This window comes from Clostridium mucosae, assembly GCF_024622765.1.
Taxonomy (GTDB): domain Bacteria; phylum Bacillota; class Clostridia; order Clostridiales; family Clostridiaceae; genus Clostridium.
In genome coordinates this window covers 110,729-127,639 of sequence record NZ_JANKAF010000003.1, presented here as the reverse complement: position 1 = coordinate 127,639, position 16,911 = coordinate 110,729, and the positions used below count along the sequence as shown (strand labels likewise).

Sequence of the window (16,911 nt, the reverse complement as noted above, 5' to 3'; positions counted from 1 at the left end):
CCATATTACCCTAATTACAAATATTTAAAATATATATTTCAAAATAAAAATACCACTAGATATAACTCTAGTGGTACCATTTCTTCATTTCTTCACTTTTTCATTCTTTCACTCTAAATGTAGTCTTCATATTCAGGTTTATTAGTCAGATCACTTAGTAAATGTTTTATTTCCTGATCCTTATTCTTGTCCATTATAAGAATAACATCTCCAGCATCTACTATAACTAAATCTTTTATTCCTAATCCAATTATTAAATTTTTATCTCCAAATATAGAGCAATTTTCACTATCTTGCAAATATACATTATTACTTGTTTTATTATCTTTCTTTTCTTCTAAATATCTACTTAGTGCTGAAAAGCTTCCTATATCATCCCATACAAAATCACTTTTTATAACGAAAGCCTTTCTAGTTTTTTGCATAACTCCAAAATCTATTGATATTCCATCTATTAATGAATATTGCTCGTTAATAACTTCTTCTTCATCTTCTTCCCCAATATGCTTATATATTTCCATTAATGATTTATATAGTTGTGGAAGATATTTTTCTATTTCTCTTAATATTACATCTGCTCTAAAAACAAACATTCCTGAATTCCATAAATAAGTTCCTTTTAATAAAAAGTCTTTTGCGACTTCCACATTAGGTTTTTCAGTAAACCTAGCTACTTTATAAGTTGGTATCTCTGATGATTGTATTCTTTGTCCCATCTCGATATACCCATAGCCTGTTTCTGCTCTTGTTGGAGATATACCAAGTGTTACTATTCCCCGTCTTTTATTTGCGATATCCACAGCTTGTGATAATGTTTCTATATAAACCTTCTCGTTTTCTATATGATGATCAGAAGGCAATACAACCATAACAGCATCTCCATCTTTCTTCAAAAGCTTAACAGCAGATAGACCTATACATGTAGCGGTTTCTTTGTTAATGATAAAGGCTATTTTTATAATACTTATATATTACTAATTACAACTCAAACTTTATATTTTATTACTAAACTTAAAATACACCTCAATCATTTTTTCTTGCTTTTCTTTATTTTCTGTAACAATAATTTTATCTACTACTGCCTCTATAAATTCTCTGTCTATTTCTTTAAGCTCTAATATCCGCTTTATTTTATTATTGTATATTTCTAAGCTATTATTATTAATACTATTATTAATCATTGTATGCAGTTCTTTATTTCTTTTAATTAGTTTTTCTTGTTTATCTTGAATAACCTTAACCATATTATTAAAATTTCTTTCTGTAATTAAATTTGTTAATTTATCCTCATATAACTTTTGGAATTTATTATCTAATGTGGATAACTCATGTTCAACTGTGAGTAATTCTTTCTCAAAATTATTGTCTATCTTTATATCTTTTATTAGATTATAATATTTGTTTTTGTCTATATTTTCATCTATTAACTTTATTAAATTTTCTTTTATGATTTCTATTAAATAATCTTCCTTTACGCTATGAGCTGTACACCTACTCCCACCCTTTTGACTATTTGAACATTTATATCCTTTATATTGTGCTTTATAAGTCATTGAGCCGTTACAATCCCCACATTTTAAAACTCTTGAAAATGGGTGCAAAACCCCATTTTTATATCTATATCCACTACTTCTTTCGCTTAGTAGCCTTTGAACATTATTAAATGTATTCTTGTCTATTATTCCATCGAACTCCCCTCCCCATATCCATTCACTTTCATCTGTAGCCCTAACTTGATTTATTTTATAACTTACCTTTTTCCATCTTTGTTGTGCCATATATCCGCCATACTTAGGATTTTTTAATATAGAAAATATAGTATTGCTATTCCATAACCCAGTCTTTTTATTTTTAAAGTTTTTTAATCTTGCTGATGGTGGCTCTATGCCTTTTTCATTTAAATAATTAGCAATTTTTCCTGCTCCCCATCCACTTATATATAATGTAAAAATTTCTTTTATAACCTCTGTAGCTTCTCCACCTTCTGGTACTAATACTATAGTTTTTTGATTTCCCTCATAGTATTCCTCAAATTTATAGCCATATGGAGGCTTGCTGGCAATAGATGAACCTCTTTGCATTCTTTCTAATAAGGCACTTCTTACTCTTTTACTACAATCCTTAATATACATTTCATTCAAAATATTTTTAAATGGAATGATATCATTAAACTCATTTTCTGTATCTACATTATCTAAAACAGATACAAATCTTACATTATTAACTTTAAAATAATCCTCTAGATAATATCCTGCTAAAACATAATTTCTTGAAAATCTTGATAAATCACGTGTAAGAATCATGTTAATCTTTTTATCTTCAATAGCTTGTTTCATCCTAATAAAAGCTTGTCTTTCGAATGTAGATCCAGATGTTCCTTGATCTTCATAAATATCGATTAAATTATATACAGAATTAATATCACTTATTTCTTTTTCTAAAAGCCATTTTTTTAAATTACCAACTTGTGCCGGAATAGATTCACTTTGATCCTTTTTATCTGTTGAAACCCTTGCATATATAGCTACATTCCATATCTTTTTCATTCTATTTATCCACCTCTACTTTATCTTCTAAAGATGGATTTAACTTTTTATCCAAGATAATACTACTATCTCCGTTTTTTATATCATGTGTCACCTGTAATAATTTATTTTTAATTACTTCATAAAGTAATTCCTCCAGGTTTTCCTCTCCAAAATAAACTTTATTATTAATATTTACCAAGCCAATCCCTCATAATAATTGTTTATATAGAATTTTATTTATAACATTTTGTGGATATGCTTATATTTTATTTTATTAAAGTAAAAAGGCCGTATCTGGTGATATGATACAGCCTTTTTATAGTGCAATAAAAAAAATTAATATATTATTTTATAAATGGATTTTCTGTTTTATATAGCATTCCTTTAGGTTGATTAAAGCCTATTTCCTTAACTCCTAAATATCTAAATAAATTATGGATTGCCTTACCAAAGTGTCCAAATGCAACTGCTCCATGATGAGGATATCTTCCTTCTATTAACACATGTCTATAGAATCTTCCCATTTCAGGAATTGCAAATATTCCTATTGCCCCAAAAGATCTTGTTGCAACTGGTAATACTTCGCCTTCTGCAACATATGCAGTAAGCTCTGCATCTGCATTACTTTGTAATCTGAAGAAAGTTATTTCTCCTGGAACTATATCTCCTTCAAGAGTTCCTCTTGTAATGTTTGGCTCTTGATTTGGCTCTAAAGCTCTTGCCATAATCATTTGATTTTTCATAGTACAGCTTGTTAATTTGCATGCTGCTGTATTACCACAGTGGAATCCCATAAATGTATCTTTTAATGTATAGTTAAACTTTCCTTTGATATCTGACTCATACATATCTTTTGGAACTGTATTATTAATATCTAGTAAAGTTACAACATCTTGACTTATGCAAGTTCCAATATATTCACTTAATGCTCCATAAATATCAACTTCGCATGATACTGCTATTCCTTTAGCTGTTAATCTGCTATTAACATAGCATGGAACAAATCCAAATTGAGTTTGGAATGATGGCCAGCACTTATTAGCAAATACTACGAATTCTCTTGACCCTTTATGTCCTTCCATCCAATCTAATAATGTAAGTTCATATTGTGCAAGCTTAGGTAAAATACCAGGCATTTTATTTCCTTCGCCTAATTCTTTTTCCATATCTGCAATTACATCTGGAATTCTAGGGTCATCTTTGTGGTCATTAAATGCTGCATATAAATCTAATTCAGAGTTTTCTTCAATTTCTACTCCTAAATTATATAATTGCTTAATTGGTGCATTGCAAGCTAAGAAATCTTGTGGTCTTGGTCCAAAAGAAATTATTTTTAAGTTTTTAAGTCCAATTAAAGCTGTTGCTACTGGAATAAATTCTTCAATCATTTCTGAAACTTCATCTGCTGTTCCTACTGGATATTCTGGAATATATGCATTTACATTTCTAAGTGCTAGATTATAGCTAGCATTTAACATTCCACAATAAGCATCTCCTCTTCCTCCTATTAAGTCATCTCCAGTTTCTTCAGCTGCAGCAACAAACATTACTGGTCCATCAAATTCTTTTGCTAATAATGTTTCTGATGTTTCTGGTCCAAAGTTACCTAAATAAACTACTAAAGCATTTACACCTGCATCCTTTATATCTTTTAATGCTTGTCTCATATGAACTTCATTTTCTACTGTTACTTGACATTCATATATTTCTCCGTTATATGCTTCAACTACAGCTTTTCTACGATTTGCTGATAATTCCATTGGAAAACAATCTCTACTTACTGCTACTATTCCTAGCTTAACCTTTGGTATATTATTCATTTATATCTCCTCCAAATAACTTTTGTAAATTCTAAACATTAAATATTCTTATGAACTAATATATATTTAAATTTATCTATTTTTAATAATACAATTTATTGATTTCTCAACAACATTTTCTACTGTAAATCCAAATTTCTTAAATAATTCATTTGCATTTCCTGATTCTCCAAAGGTATCAAGGGATATTATATCTCCATCTAACCCTACATACTTGTGCCATCCAAATGAAGTTAAAGCTTCTACTGCTAATCTTGTACGTACTCTATTTGGAAGTACACTTTCTTTATAATCCTTATCTTGAGCATTAAATAATTCAAAACAAGGAATACTTACTACTCTCGCATCAATCCCCTGTTCAAAAAGCTTGTCCGAAGCCTTATACACTAATTCCACTTCTGAACCTGATGCCATTAATATAATATCTGGAACTTCTTTTTTAGATTCCTTAATTATATATCCACCTTTTAATGCTCTCTTTGGACACCCTTCATATAGTGGCAACTTTTGTCTTGTTAATACTAATGATGTTGGTGTTTCACCATTAGTTAAAGCATAATACCATGCTGCAGCTGTTTCCTTTGAATCGGCAGGTCTAAACACTGCCATATTGGGCATACTTCTTAGTGCTGCTAATTGTTCTATAGGTTGATGAGTTGGACCATCTTCTCCTACTCCAATACTATCGTGAGTTAAAACGTATGTTACTGGTAGCTTCATTAAAGAAGATAATCTCATTGCCCCCTTCATATAGTCACTAAAAACAAAGAATGTTGAGCAGAATATCTTAAGTCCACCATGAGCATATATACCATTAGATATCGCTGCCATTGCATGTTCTCTTACTCCAAAGTGAAGATTTTGTCCACTTCTATCTTCCGCTGAAAAATCTTCTTTATTGTTCATATAACTCTTATTTGAAGGAGCTAAATCTGCTGATCCCCCAATTAAATTTGGAACAATACTTGCTAATCTATTTATTATAATTCCTGAAGATTCTCTAGTTGCCATTTCTTTATCAAAGCTCCAGAATTCTTCATTATTTAATAATTCATCTTTATCTACTTCATTTTTTATCCACTTAACATATTCATCTGCTAATTCAGGATAAGAATTTTTATATTCATTAAATAACTCATTCCACTTTTCTTCTTTTTCTATTCCTTTATTAATATATTTATTCATATTTTCATATACTTCATCTGGAACATAGAAAGAAGGCTCAAGCTTCCATCCTAGGTTTTCTTTTAATGCTTTGATATTTTCTTCACCTAATGGTTCTCCATGCGCTGATGCTTTTCCTTGCTTTGCAGGACATCCAAAGCCTATTATATTTTTAACTATTATAATAGAAGGTTTTGAAGTTTCTGCTTTTGCTTCATCTATGGCACTTGAAATTGCATCTATATCATTTCCATCTTGAACTTTAATAACTTGCCATCCATATGCTTCATATCTTTTTGCAATATCTTCCCTAAAAGCGATATCAGTATCACCTTCTATTGAAATATTATTTGAATCATAAAGGGCAATTAATTTTCCAAGACCTAATGTTCCAGCTAATGATGAAGCTTCTCCTGAAATTCCTTCCATAAGACAGCCATCACCAACAATTGTATATGTGTAGTGATCAATAATATCAAACTTGTCCTTATTAAACTTTTGTGCTAAATATGCTTCTGCAATAGCCATACCTACAGCATTACATATCCCTTGGCCAAGTGGACCTGTTGTTATTTCTACACCTTTTGTATGTTTATACTCAGGATGTCCTGGAGTTAAGCTTCCAACTTGTCTAAAATTTTTGATATCTTCTATACCTATTCCATATCCAAACAAATGTAATAAGGAATATTCAAGCATTGAACCATGTCCTGCTGATAATATAAATCTATCTCTATTATCCCAATTTGGATTTTTTCCATTGTGATTCATTTTGCTCCATAAAGTAAAGGCCATTGTAGCTGCTCCAAGTGGTAATCCTGGATGGCCAGAATTTGACTTTTGTATTGCATCTGCTGATAAAACTCTTATAGCATTTATTGATAACTTATCTAATTCTCTATTCATATTTCCCTCACTTCCTTATAATCAATATCTTATTTATTTCCAAAAGCTTGTTCCCAATCTGCCTTAAATTTTTCAAGACCTTGATCTGTTAATGGATGCTTTAACATTTGTTTAACTAGTTCATAAGGAATTGTTGCTATATCTGCTCCTGCTCTAGCTGCATCTAAAACATGTATTGGATTTCTTACGCTTGCTGCAATTATTTTTGTATTTATTTGGTGTATGCTAAATATCTCTGAAATATCTCTTATTAAATCCATACCTGTCATTGATATATCATCTAATCTTCCAAGGAATGGACTAACATATGTTGCCCCTGCATTTGCTGCAAGTAAAGCTTGAGTAGCTGAAAATACTAAAGTTACATTAGTTTTTATACCTTCATTGTTTAAAACTTTAGTTGCCTTTAATCCTTCGCCTGTCATAGGAATTTTTACTATCATATTTTTATGGATTTTAGCTATTTCTCTACCTTCTTTTATCATTCCAGCAGCATCTTCACTAACTACTTCCCCACTAATTGGTCCATCTACGATTTCTGTAATTTCCTTTATTACTTCATTAAAATCTCTGCCTTCTTTTGCTATAAGAGATGGGTTTGTTGTTACTCCACAAATAACTCCCATTTCATTTACTTCTCTAATATGACTTACATTTGCTGTATCTAAGAAAAATTTCATTATTACTACCTCTCCTTTTATCTATAAATCTTTTTTATTAGTTATATAGTTGTAAATTTATATATTGTAGTATGTCTATACTCGTCATTTGCCTTAAGTAATGAAGTTTCAAAATTATTATCATTTATAGCATTAGGAACAAATTGCGTTTCTAAGCATACTCCACTTCTTTTTTCATACGCTACATTATTTTTACCTATTTCAGATCCATCTAGAAAATTACCACTATAGACTTGCACTCCTACATTCGTTGTATACATTTCCATAACTCGTCCACTTACTTCATCAACAAGTTTAGCTGATAAAACCGATAAATCTCCTTTTGAGTTTAGTAACCAATTATGATCGTAGCCTTGTCCAAATTCAATTTGCTCATCTTGATCGTTTATATTTTCTCCTATAGCTTTTAATTCCTTAAAATTCATAGGAGTATTTTCTACACTTCTTATTTCTCCAGTTGGAATTGAATATCTATCATTTACAGTGAAATTATCAGCATTAACCATTAACTTTTGATTTAAAATGTCACCTGAAGAATGTCCTCTAAGATTGAAATATGCATGATTAGTAAGATTAACTACTGTATCTTTATCACTAACAGCTCTATATTCTATCTTTATCTCATTATCTGCTGTAAGAGAATAGAATACATTTACATTTAAGTTTCCTGGATATCCTTCTTCTCCATCTTTACTTAAGTATGACAATTTTAATATATTGTTTTCGTCATCAATTATTTCTGCATCCCATACAACCTTATCAAAACCTTTTCTGCCCCCATGAAGATGATTTACTCCATCGTTTGCTGCTAAAACATACTCTTCATTATTAATTGTAAATCTACTATCTTTTATTCTATTTCCACATCTTCCTATTAAAGCTCCATGAAATTTCTTTCCATTTTCATATCCTTCAATACTGTCATATCCTAAAATAACATCGCTAAAGTTATCATTTTTATCTGGAGCATTAATTTCTACTATAGCTCCACCATAAGTTATTATTTTAACTTCCATTTTATTTTTATTAGTTAAGGTATAGCTTTTTACTTCTATGCCACTTTTTGTTGTTCCAAATGACTGTTCAACTATAGACATATTCTTCCCCCCACTTAATCTTATATTCATATTTATCTTATAATATACCTGATTCATGCTACAAGAAATTACTTATGTTTTTATGGACAATATTTATCCTATTGATTAATTTGAATTTCAATTTATATTTTTATAAAAAAAGAAGGATATACTCCTTCTTTAAAATATTATTAGTTTACATTATTAGAATCATCTACATTAAAATAGGAAACTGTATATTTTACCTTTTCTACTATTGCATCTAACTCCTTTGAAAAATCAGATACCTTTTCTATTTCTTTTATTTGCTCTTGAGTAGCACTTGATACTTCTCTAGTTGTTGCTTCTGTTTCTTCTGATATAGATACTATACTTTCTATTGCAGTCTTTGTAACTTCCTTTGACTCAACTATTCTCTCTATAGATTCAAAGACTTCTTTTAGTTCAATATCAATTTTCCCCATTGAATAGAAGATATCATTAAAAGCTGAACTAGTATTTTTTAAAGCGTCCATTTGTTGTATAATTACGCCCTTTGAATTATTTGCCATATTAGCAACTCCATCTGTTTTCCTTTGAATATTGCTTATTATATTAGATATTCTTATTGAAGATTCCTTTGACTTATTTGCTAAGTTTCTAACTTCATCTGCCACTACTGCAAATCCCTTTCCAGCTTCACCAGCTCTTGCTGCTTCTATTGCTGCATTTAATGACAATAAATTAGTTTGCTCTGATATATCTTTTATTATATCAACTATGTCTTTAATTTCTTTTACTTCATGATTTAAAGCATTTATTTGATTTACAATTTCCAAAGATATTTCATTAGTTTCTCCTGCCCTTAAATTCAATACTTTTACTGTATCTACTGCTCCATTTTGTAAATATTTTGCCTTTTCTAAATGACTTAATACATTGCTTGCTTTTTCATTAACTATATTTATCTCATTTGATAAATTATTCATACAATCTAAGCTTTCAGTTGCACTAGATACTTGTCCAACAGCTCCTGTTTCTATTTCTACCATAGTTGCTGATATTTCTTCTGAAACTGCATATGAATGCTCTGCTGCTATAGAAATTACTTTTGTTCCATTAGATATATTATCAATTAAGCTTTTTATATCTTCTATTAACACGCTTATTTTCTTAAGCATTTCTTTAAATGCACCATTAACTTTTCCTATTTCATCCTTGTAATTATCATTTATATTGATGTGTAAATCTCCGCCTTTAGCCTTATCCATATGATTAATTAAATCTTGCAATGATCTTGAAATACCTCTTGATATTAATATAGAAATAATCATAGCTATTACAAAAGAGATTAAGCCTATTATTATTATATTTATGCTAATCTTATTAGCTTCCTTGTTCAAATAACTATATGGGATAGTAGATAATAAATACCAATCATTAGCTTCTATACTTGCAAAAGATATTAATTGTTTATTATTTGAACCAGAAAATGTTTTTTCTATATTTTCTTCCTTTTCGCCTAGTAGGCTAATTTCTCTTTTAACATCTTCTATAATCTTTTCTTCTTTGTATTTCTGTCCTATGTTAATCTTATCAGTATTCCCTATAATCGTTCCATCTAACCCTACTATTGATACATTATATCCTTCTCCTAAATCTATATCTTTTAGTACATTTGAAAAAATATTAGGGTCTATTTCTTGAATTAATAATCCCATCTTTTTACCATTATTCGGAGAATTTATTGGAGTAATATTATAAATTGAATATACATCATCATTCTTTTGTAAAATCCACTTTTGATCATTGATCTCATTTTCTTTCAAATAATCTAACATACTTATTGCAGTATTTCCTAAGCTATTGTTCTCACTATCTAAAATACTTATATTTTCTAAGTTTTTATTTGCTAGAGCTCTAATTCTCATTAATTTAGATAAAGATATAGTCATTTGATATTTTTCATTATAATCCATATTCTTACTATTCATTAAGTAATTTTGAATGTCTGGCTCCATAGATAATGATTTAGCTAAATCTGAATGTTTATCCATTTCATTTGAAATATTTCTCTTAATTTGCGAAGTAATTTGCGAAGAAAACTTCTTACTTTTCTGATTAATGGCATCTCTATATTGAAACAAAGATGTTATACCTATAAACAACAATATAGAAAGTATCAAAAATCCATAAAAGAATATTAACCTATATTTTATGCTAATGTTTCTTGATAAGTTATAAAGATTGTTTAATTTGAACTTTTTTGTTTTTAAACTATCTTTATTTTTATCAAATAGCTTTAGTATTTTCTTTTTCATATTTTTCTCCTTATACCTATATAGTAATAAACAGCCCCTTATTAATCGTTTTCAAAAAAGATTGCATTTACTTTTATCATTATTCTCATAATACTATACTCTTTTTCAATCAAACAAGAAATTAATTATCTATATATAGACATATTTTGTCATTTTATTCTTTCTAATACTTTATCTTATTTCGTTTATACCGTAATGGCGTCATACCTTTTACTTCCATAAATCTTTTTATAAAATAATCCGTATTGCTATATCCAACCATTGTTGCTATTTCATATACCTTTTTATTTGTATTAAGTAGTAAATAAACTGCTTTTTCTATTCTAAATTCATTTAAATAATCCTTGAAGCTTTTATTATATTTTTTTAAAAACAATTGTCCTAGATATGCGCTATTAATGTAATATTTTTCACTTATTGATTTTAAACTTAGCTTGTCCATATAATTTTCAGCTACTTCTTTTATTACATAATTTAATACATTATCACTTATATTTTCTTTAATCTTTTTTAAATACCCTGATAATTCAAGTAAAAAACCTTTCAAGTATCTATTACTTCCTCTTCTCATTAAATTCTCATGTAAATCATAAGTAATAAACTCAATGATTTTGTTATTATTACATTCTAAATCTAAATCCTTAATAAGCATAATTATTCTATATGTTAAATAGTTAAAATCCATTTTTATAAATTCCAATGATACTGAATTAGTTTTAAAACTATCATATAGCAAATCTATATTTTCTATTATTTTCTCTTCATTATTTTCTTGAACTTGCTCTATTAATTCATCAATATATATTTTGCCTAATTTATATGAAGCATTGTTTTCATTAACTATATTATCATAATAATTTAAATCAGATGAATTTACTAAAAGTCTTAATATTTCTGCTGATTTATAAGATAATATTATATCTCTATTATTATTTACCTCTTTTCCTATATAAATATGAACCTTATGATTAATTTTTTGTTCTATACTTTCCTTTAAAAAATTTATATAATCCTCTTCATTTTCTCCATTCATTTCCATTATTTTTTTATTATATACAAACGATATATCGTATCCACTTTTTTGCTCTATCAATTTAAAACTAATATAATACTCATCTTCATTTACTATATCACTTATTATATTATTTAAATTACATTCCATTAGTTTCTTTTTATTGAGTGAAGCATCCTCAATATTGTAAACTTCAAACTCTATTATTAAACATCTAAACTTCAACTTTTTTCCTAAAGTATTTCCCATAAAACTCTCTTTATATCCTACTAACTCTTCCACCCAATCTTTCTCCTTACTTTTTAACCATACTATTTCTATAATCCTTTATAGATAATCCACTATATTTCTTAAACCAATTACTAAAATAATTAGGATCATCAAAACCTAACTTTTTCGAAATTTCATAAGCTTTAATATTGGGGTTTTCTAGCATCTTTAAAGCTATTTCCATTTTTGTTTTTATTATATATTCACCAAAATTCTCATTAGTCTTTTCCTTAAAAATCCTACTTAAATAAGATGAATTTATATAAAAATGTTGTGCTACACTTTTTAATGATAAATCTTTATTAGATATATTTTTTATTATATATTTTTTTATTTGGTTAATATTAACGCACTTATCGCTTTCACATTCTTCTAATTCTATTATTTCTGTAAGATCTCCAATAGTTTCTTTAATACTTTTTACTTCATTAATTTCTGCTTTTTCTTTTTCTATTTTTTCTTTTAACCTTAAAACTGCCTCTTTTAATTCTTCGTCATCTATAGGCTTTAATATAAAATCACTTATTCCTAATCTTATACTTCTTTTTGCATATTCAAATTTATCATATCCAGTTATTATTATTATTCTAATTTCTGGATATTTTTCTAAAAGATGCTGGCTCATGTCTAATCCATTAGTCAATGGCATATTTATATCAGTTAAGACTATATCAGGTTTATTTTTTTCAATTAATTTTAAGCACTCATGTGCATTAGAAGCTTCTCCAACTATTTCAATATCTATTTCATCCCAATCTATACAATTACGTATAAGATTTCTTATTAAATACTCATCATCAACAATGATTATCTTTGTTTTCAATAGAATCCCCCCTCTTCTATATAAGTTTTTCTTTTGGGATTTTTATAGTTATTTTAGTCCCTATACCAACTTTACTTTCAACTACAAATTTAAATTTCTCCCCATAGAAAATTCTTAATCTCTCTTTAGTTGCCCTTAACCCAACTCCAATTCCTTCATTATCATAAATATTCTTTATTTTATTCTCATCAATTCCTAATCCATTATCCTCAACACTTAAAAAAATACTTTCATCATCGTGGTATGTTGAAATTATTATCTTTCCCTTTTCATTTTTATTTCTTATTCCATGATAAATAGAGTTTTCAACTAATGGCTGTAAAACTAGTTTTATTATTTTATATTCATTACATGAATCATCTAAATTATATTCAACTTCTAATAAATCTCTATATCTCATTTCCTGAATTATTAGATAATTTCTTATTGTATCAACTTCTTCTTTTATACTTATTAGATTTTTTCCTCCATTTAAACTTACTCTATAAAATTTCCCTAAGGATTTTATCATTTTATATATCTTCTTATTTTCTCCTGATAATGCAAGTGAATTAATAGAATCTAAGGTATTATATAAAAAGTGAGGTTTAATTTGAGACATTAATAAATCTAATTCTATTTGTCTCTTTTTCTCTTCATTTTCTTTTATCTTTTTCATAAGTTCTTGAATTTCTATAATAAGGCAGTTGTACCTATTTTTCATTTGTCCAATTTCATCATTATAAGTTTTTATATTTACTATATTGAATTTTCCGTCTCCTACATCATTCATAGATTCACAAAGTTTATTTATAGGTCCTGTAATGAATTTTGATATTACCATAGATCCAAGGAATATTAGCACAAAATTTATTAATATAAAATATAGTAATATATATTTTACATATTTATTCTGCTCTAATAATTTACTGTACGAGGAAATTGATACTATATTCCAATTAATCCCCTCTACTGGAACACTTGATAAAATATAATTATTTTTTTCTATGTTCTTAGTTATAGTTCCATTTTTAATGCAATAATCTATATCTTCCTCCAACTGACTTAAAACATCTATATTACTAGGTCTTGTTATAAAATCATTTTCATTATTTTTAATTAATAGTTTTGTTGAATATTTATTTTCTAAATTTGTTCCCAAATCAAAGAACATATCTTCATCTATATTTATAATCATTATTCCTATTGGTTTTTGAGTATTTATGTCATTAATTATCCTAATAAATGACACATAATTTCTATCTACTTCATCTATCAAGCCACCACAATTGTATTTTAAGATGTAGTCTCCATTTTTATTAATTAACTCTTCATACCAATTTGAATGTTTTATATCATTTAAATTTAATGTCTTATATGAATAGTTATCAGAATAATATTTACTTCCTTCATAATCTAATATATATATTGATGATATATTTGACTGAAAGTTAGTAAATTGAATTAAGTATTTATTAACTTCATTTTTTAGTGAGTTATCCTTTTCCTGATATGGATTTAGAATGTTTTGAATTTGATATGAAGATATTATCATTTTGGAAACATTGTTAGTATTTCCGATTATTATATTCATATTAGATTTTGCACTTTCTAAAACCTCTAAAGAGCTTTGTTCTAATTTTTCTAGCGTATATCTAGTATTTATTTTTTCATAAACTATAGTTATAAATAGAATGGAAATTACAAAAACCATAGAAAAGTAAATAACTATTTTTTTCATAATACTTAAATTTAAATAATTATCTTTTATGGAACTAATTTTAAACTTATTAAGCATATTTTTATCCTCGTTTTAAATTACTCATAATATTTGAAAACTCTTCAGGGTTTATTTTGCCATTTATTAAATCATATACTAAACTTTTATGAACATTTCCCTTTTCTTCTCCTAAATAAATATCCCAATATAAAAAGTAATTTGAGTTATCTGTCAAATCTTCTAATTCTTTATTTAAATTGTTTACGTCTTCATACTCTTTAGCTTCATTCCAAGCAGGCAATCCAGCTCCAAACTCAAAAAATTCTCTTGATACTCTTTGGCATATAAATTCAATTGCTTCAACTGCCTCATCTTTATATTTAGAATCATTGCTTATCATCAAATAGTCTGTTGGTCCTCCTAAAAAGTCATTTTGCTTAGAATTAGAATCCTTCCCTGGAAAATTACCTATAATAATATCATCTTTTACTATTGAATTTTCTAAATCTCCTATAAACCAATTTCCAGTATAGTACATAGCTACTTCTCCATTTTTGAATTTCATTTCTAATTCATCTCGTGTTAAATCTAAATTATTTTGACTAAATGCTCCAGCCTGAACTAACTCTCTCATTTTATAAGCAGTCTTTAATAATAACTTGTAATTATTCCCTTCTAGTGCTTCTTTTACACCATCAACTCCTCCATCTTGAAGAGCTAGAATATCATAATACATCATACCTGTCCAATTATCCATTCCAGAAGCTCCAAGTGGAATTATCCCTATGCTTGAAAAGGTTTTAATAACTTGTAATAATTCATCATAATTTCTAGGTATATCAAGGTTATTCTCTTCAAATAGCTTTTTATTATAATAAAAGGTTCCTGTTGAAATTGTAATAGGTAGTCCATAAATTTTCCCATTGTACTCTATATTATCAAACATATTTTCCTTTACATTACTTTTTGTTTCATTATCTATATATTCATCTAGGCTTAAAATTTTTCCAGACTTAATAAATGGTTCACTAAATCCATTTCCCCAAGAAAAAAATATATCTGGTAATTCATTGGTTGCAACTGCTGTTTTTATTTTGGTTTTGTATTTTTCATTTTCTACTATTTCAGATTTAATTTGTATATGCGGATTATTCTTATTCCATTCCTCAATTACACCTTCTACTATACTACCGTTAGTATTATCAGATTTTTGTGTCCATATATGCCACATTGTTAACGTAATAGTTTCCTCTGTATCATTAACTTTCTTTTCTGTGCAACCATACATATTAACCATCAAAACTATAATTATATAAATTATGGATACCTTTTTCATAAAACATACTCCTCCACTTTTTATAAACAACCTTAATCTTGGAATAAATTAAATAATACTTTTATTATATTATACTACAATCAACATGACTTAAATTATTACAAATTCTATTTTCTAATATTGAACTATAGGATTCGTTAATTAGTCCTTAGCTTATTTCATCAAATCTATTAATTAAAAATACAATAAATCCATCACATTTTTTTAATTTATGATGGATTATTGTTTCTTACTCTTATGTCAATAATATTTTATTCAGTTTGTTCATCAGAGAATTGTTTTTGCTTTTCTGTTCCATAATTAATTATTTCATTTGCTTCTATCCATTTAACTTTTATTGGATAATTTTCTTCAACTTTTTCACCTTTTATTTGCTTATCTAAAACATCAATTACTGTTTTTCCTATCTCATATGAATCTTGGTCAACTATACCAGTTATTAATTTACTTTCTATACCATTTTCCCATGTAGCTGTGTAGTCAAATCCAAAGTGTTGTATTTTTCCGCCTTTACCTTGTGATTTTATAGCTTCCATAACTCCTGTATCTGGACCTTCTGAACCTAATGAGAATACAGCTACCATATCTGGATTAGCAACTATTTGACCTTCTAATTGTTGCTTTGAAACTGAAGACTGATCGTTATCTTGAACAGCTTCTAACCATTGGAAGTTTTTAGCACTATCTCCCATTACTTTTTCAAATCCCTTTTTAATACCTTCTTGTCTATAAGTCATTGTTGTTTGTGTTAAGTTTGTTGATACAAGTGCTATTTTACCACTTGTAACACCTTGCTCTTTTAATTTTTCTGCTCCCTTTTCACCTAATTGTTCTCCTGCTAACTTATTATCAGTACCTACATAAGCTATTCTATTATCAGATGTTTTTACATCAGCATCAAAAGTTACTACTGGAATTCCAGCATCCTTAGCTTCTCTTACCTTGTTATCAAACATGTCTGGATCCATTGGAGCAATAGCTATACCTGCAACATTTTTTCTTATTGCTTCATCTACAAACCCGATATGTCTTTCATTCTTTTGTGCTTCACTTGGTGGAGTTGTTTTTACTACTAATTCATACCCTAAAGCTGTTGCTTCAAGTTCTGCAGCTTTTCTTATTGGTGACCAATATGCTCCTGTATCATTTATTGGAATATAATATATTACCTTTTTATCCTTTGAATCACCATCTGCTACTTTTCCATCTCCACTTCCTGCTCCACAACCTGTTAATGCTGTTAGCATACATACTGTTGATAATAATGCTATTATCTTCTTCTTCATAATTAATACCT

At 27.7% G+C, this 16,911-nt stretch carries 12 protein-coding genes and 1 pseudogene; all 13 read right to left on the bottom strand.

The features are described from left to right. Positions 1-113: 113 nt before the first annotated feature. A pseudogene (locus NSA50_RS05520) lies at positions 114-938 on the bottom strand (mannose-1-phosphate guanylyltransferase); the annotation flags it as partial. A 54-nt stretch (positions 939-992) separates the two neighbouring features. Further along, a complete protein-coding gene (locus NSA50_RS05515) occupies positions 993-2,546 on the bottom strand; it encodes a recombinase family protein (protein WP_257443583.1) in 1,554 nt (517 codons plus the stop codon). Between the two features lies 1 nt (position 2,547). After that, positions 2,548-2,727 (bottom strand): hypothetical protein, encoded by a 180-nt coding sequence (locus tag NSA50_RS05510; RefSeq protein WP_257443581.1) that lies wholly within the window; start codon positions 2,725-2,727, stop codon positions 2,548-2,550. A 145-nt stretch (positions 2,728-2,872) separates the two neighbouring features. Further along, positions 2,873-4,348 (bottom strand): L-fucose/L-arabinose isomerase family protein, encoded by a 1,476-nt coding sequence (locus NSA50_RS05505; protein WP_195429939.1) that lies wholly within the window; start codon positions 4,346-4,348, stop codon positions 2,873-2,875. A 72-nt stretch (positions 4,349-4,420) separates the two neighbouring features. Beyond that, a complete protein-coding gene (tkt, locus tag NSA50_RS05500; RefSeq protein WP_257443578.1) occupies positions 4,421-6,418 on the bottom strand; it encodes a transketolase in 1,998 nt (665 codons plus the stop codon). A 29-nt stretch (positions 6,419-6,447) separates the two neighbouring features. Continuing rightward, the gene (fsa, locus tag NSA50_RS05495) at positions 6,448-7,098 is read right to left on the bottom strand and encodes a fructose-6-phosphate aldolase (RefSeq protein ID WP_257443575.1); all 651 of its coding nucleotides are present in this window, start codon (positions 7,096-7,098) and stop codon (positions 6,448-6,450) included. 41 nt (positions 7,099-7,139) lie between these two features. Then, on the bottom strand, positions 7,140-8,195 hold the full coding sequence (locus NSA50_RS05490; RefSeq protein WP_257443573.1) for an aldose epimerase family protein: 1,056 nt from the start codon (positions 8,193-8,195) through the stop codon (positions 7,140-7,142). Between the two features lie 170 nt (positions 8,196-8,365). After that, a complete protein-coding gene (locus tag NSA50_RS05485; RefSeq protein WP_257443571.1) occupies positions 8,366-10,474 on the bottom strand; it encodes a methyl-accepting chemotaxis protein in 2,109 nt (702 codons plus the stop codon). Positions 10,475-10,637: 163 nt separating this feature from the next. After that, the gene (locus NSA50_RS19865; RefSeq protein ID WP_195429949.1) at positions 10,638-11,768 is read right to left on the bottom strand and encodes a helix-turn-helix domain-containing protein; all 1,131 of its coding nucleotides are present in this window, start codon (positions 11,766-11,768) and stop codon (positions 10,638-10,640) included. Between the two features lie 13 nt (positions 11,769-11,781). Beyond that, positions 11,782-12,579 (bottom strand): response regulator transcription factor, encoded by a 798-nt coding sequence (locus tag NSA50_RS05475; RefSeq protein ID WP_207733851.1) that lies wholly within the window; start codon positions 12,577-12,579, stop codon positions 11,782-11,784. Between the two features lie 16 nt (positions 12,580-12,595). Continuing rightward, on the bottom strand, positions 12,596-14,356 hold the full coding sequence (locus tag NSA50_RS05470; protein ID WP_195429951.1) for a sensor histidine kinase: 1,761 nt from the start codon (positions 14,354-14,356) through the stop codon (positions 12,596-12,598). Positions 14,357-14,360: 4 nt separating this feature from the next. Beyond that, positions 14,361-15,614 (bottom strand): extracellular solute-binding protein, encoded by a 1,254-nt coding sequence (locus NSA50_RS05465; protein ID WP_195266498.1) that lies wholly within the window; start codon positions 15,612-15,614, stop codon positions 14,361-14,363. Positions 15,615-15,865: 251 nt separating this feature from the next. Continuing rightward, positions 15,866-16,900, bottom strand: a complete 1,035-nt coding sequence (locus NSA50_RS05460) for a sugar ABC transporter substrate-binding protein (RefSeq protein ID WP_195429954.1) — start codon at positions 16,898-16,900, stop codon at positions 15,866-15,868. Positions 16,901-16,911 lie beyond the last annotated feature (11 nt).

Coding starts and splice junctions, on each gene's coding strand:
- NSA50_RS05515 (WP_257443583.1), bottom strand. CDS start 2,546: ATGAAAAAGATATGGAATGTAGCTATATATGCAAGGGTTTCAACAGAT.
- NSA50_RS05505 (WP_195429939.1), bottom strand. CDS start 4,348: ATGAATAATATACCAAAGGTTAAGCTAGGAATAGTAGCAGTAAGTAGA.
- tkt (WP_257443578.1), bottom strand. CDS start 6,418: ATGAATAGAGAATTAGATAAGTTATCAATAAATGCTATAAGAGTTTTA.
- fsa (WP_257443575.1), bottom strand. CDS start 7,098: ATGAAATTTTTCTTAGATACAGCAAATGTAAGTCATATTAGAGAAGTA.
- NSA50_RS05490 (WP_257443573.1), bottom strand. CDS start 8,195: ATGTCTATAGTTGAACAGTCATTTGGAACAACAAAAAGTGGCATAGAA.
- NSA50_RS05485 (WP_257443571.1), bottom strand. CDS start 10,474: ATGAAAAAGAAAATACTAAAGCTATTTGATAAAAATAAAGATAGTTTA.
- NSA50_RS05470 (WP_195429951.1), bottom strand. CDS start 14,356: ATGCTTAATAAGTTTAAAATTAGTTCCATAAAAGATAATTATTTAAAT.
- NSA50_RS05465 (WP_195266498.1), bottom strand. CDS start 15,614: ATGAAAAAGGTATCCATAATTTATATAATTATAGTTTTGATGGTTAAT.
- NSA50_RS05460 (WP_195429954.1), bottom strand. CDS start 16,900: ATGAAGAAGAAGATAATAGCATTATTATCAACAGTATGTATGCTAACA.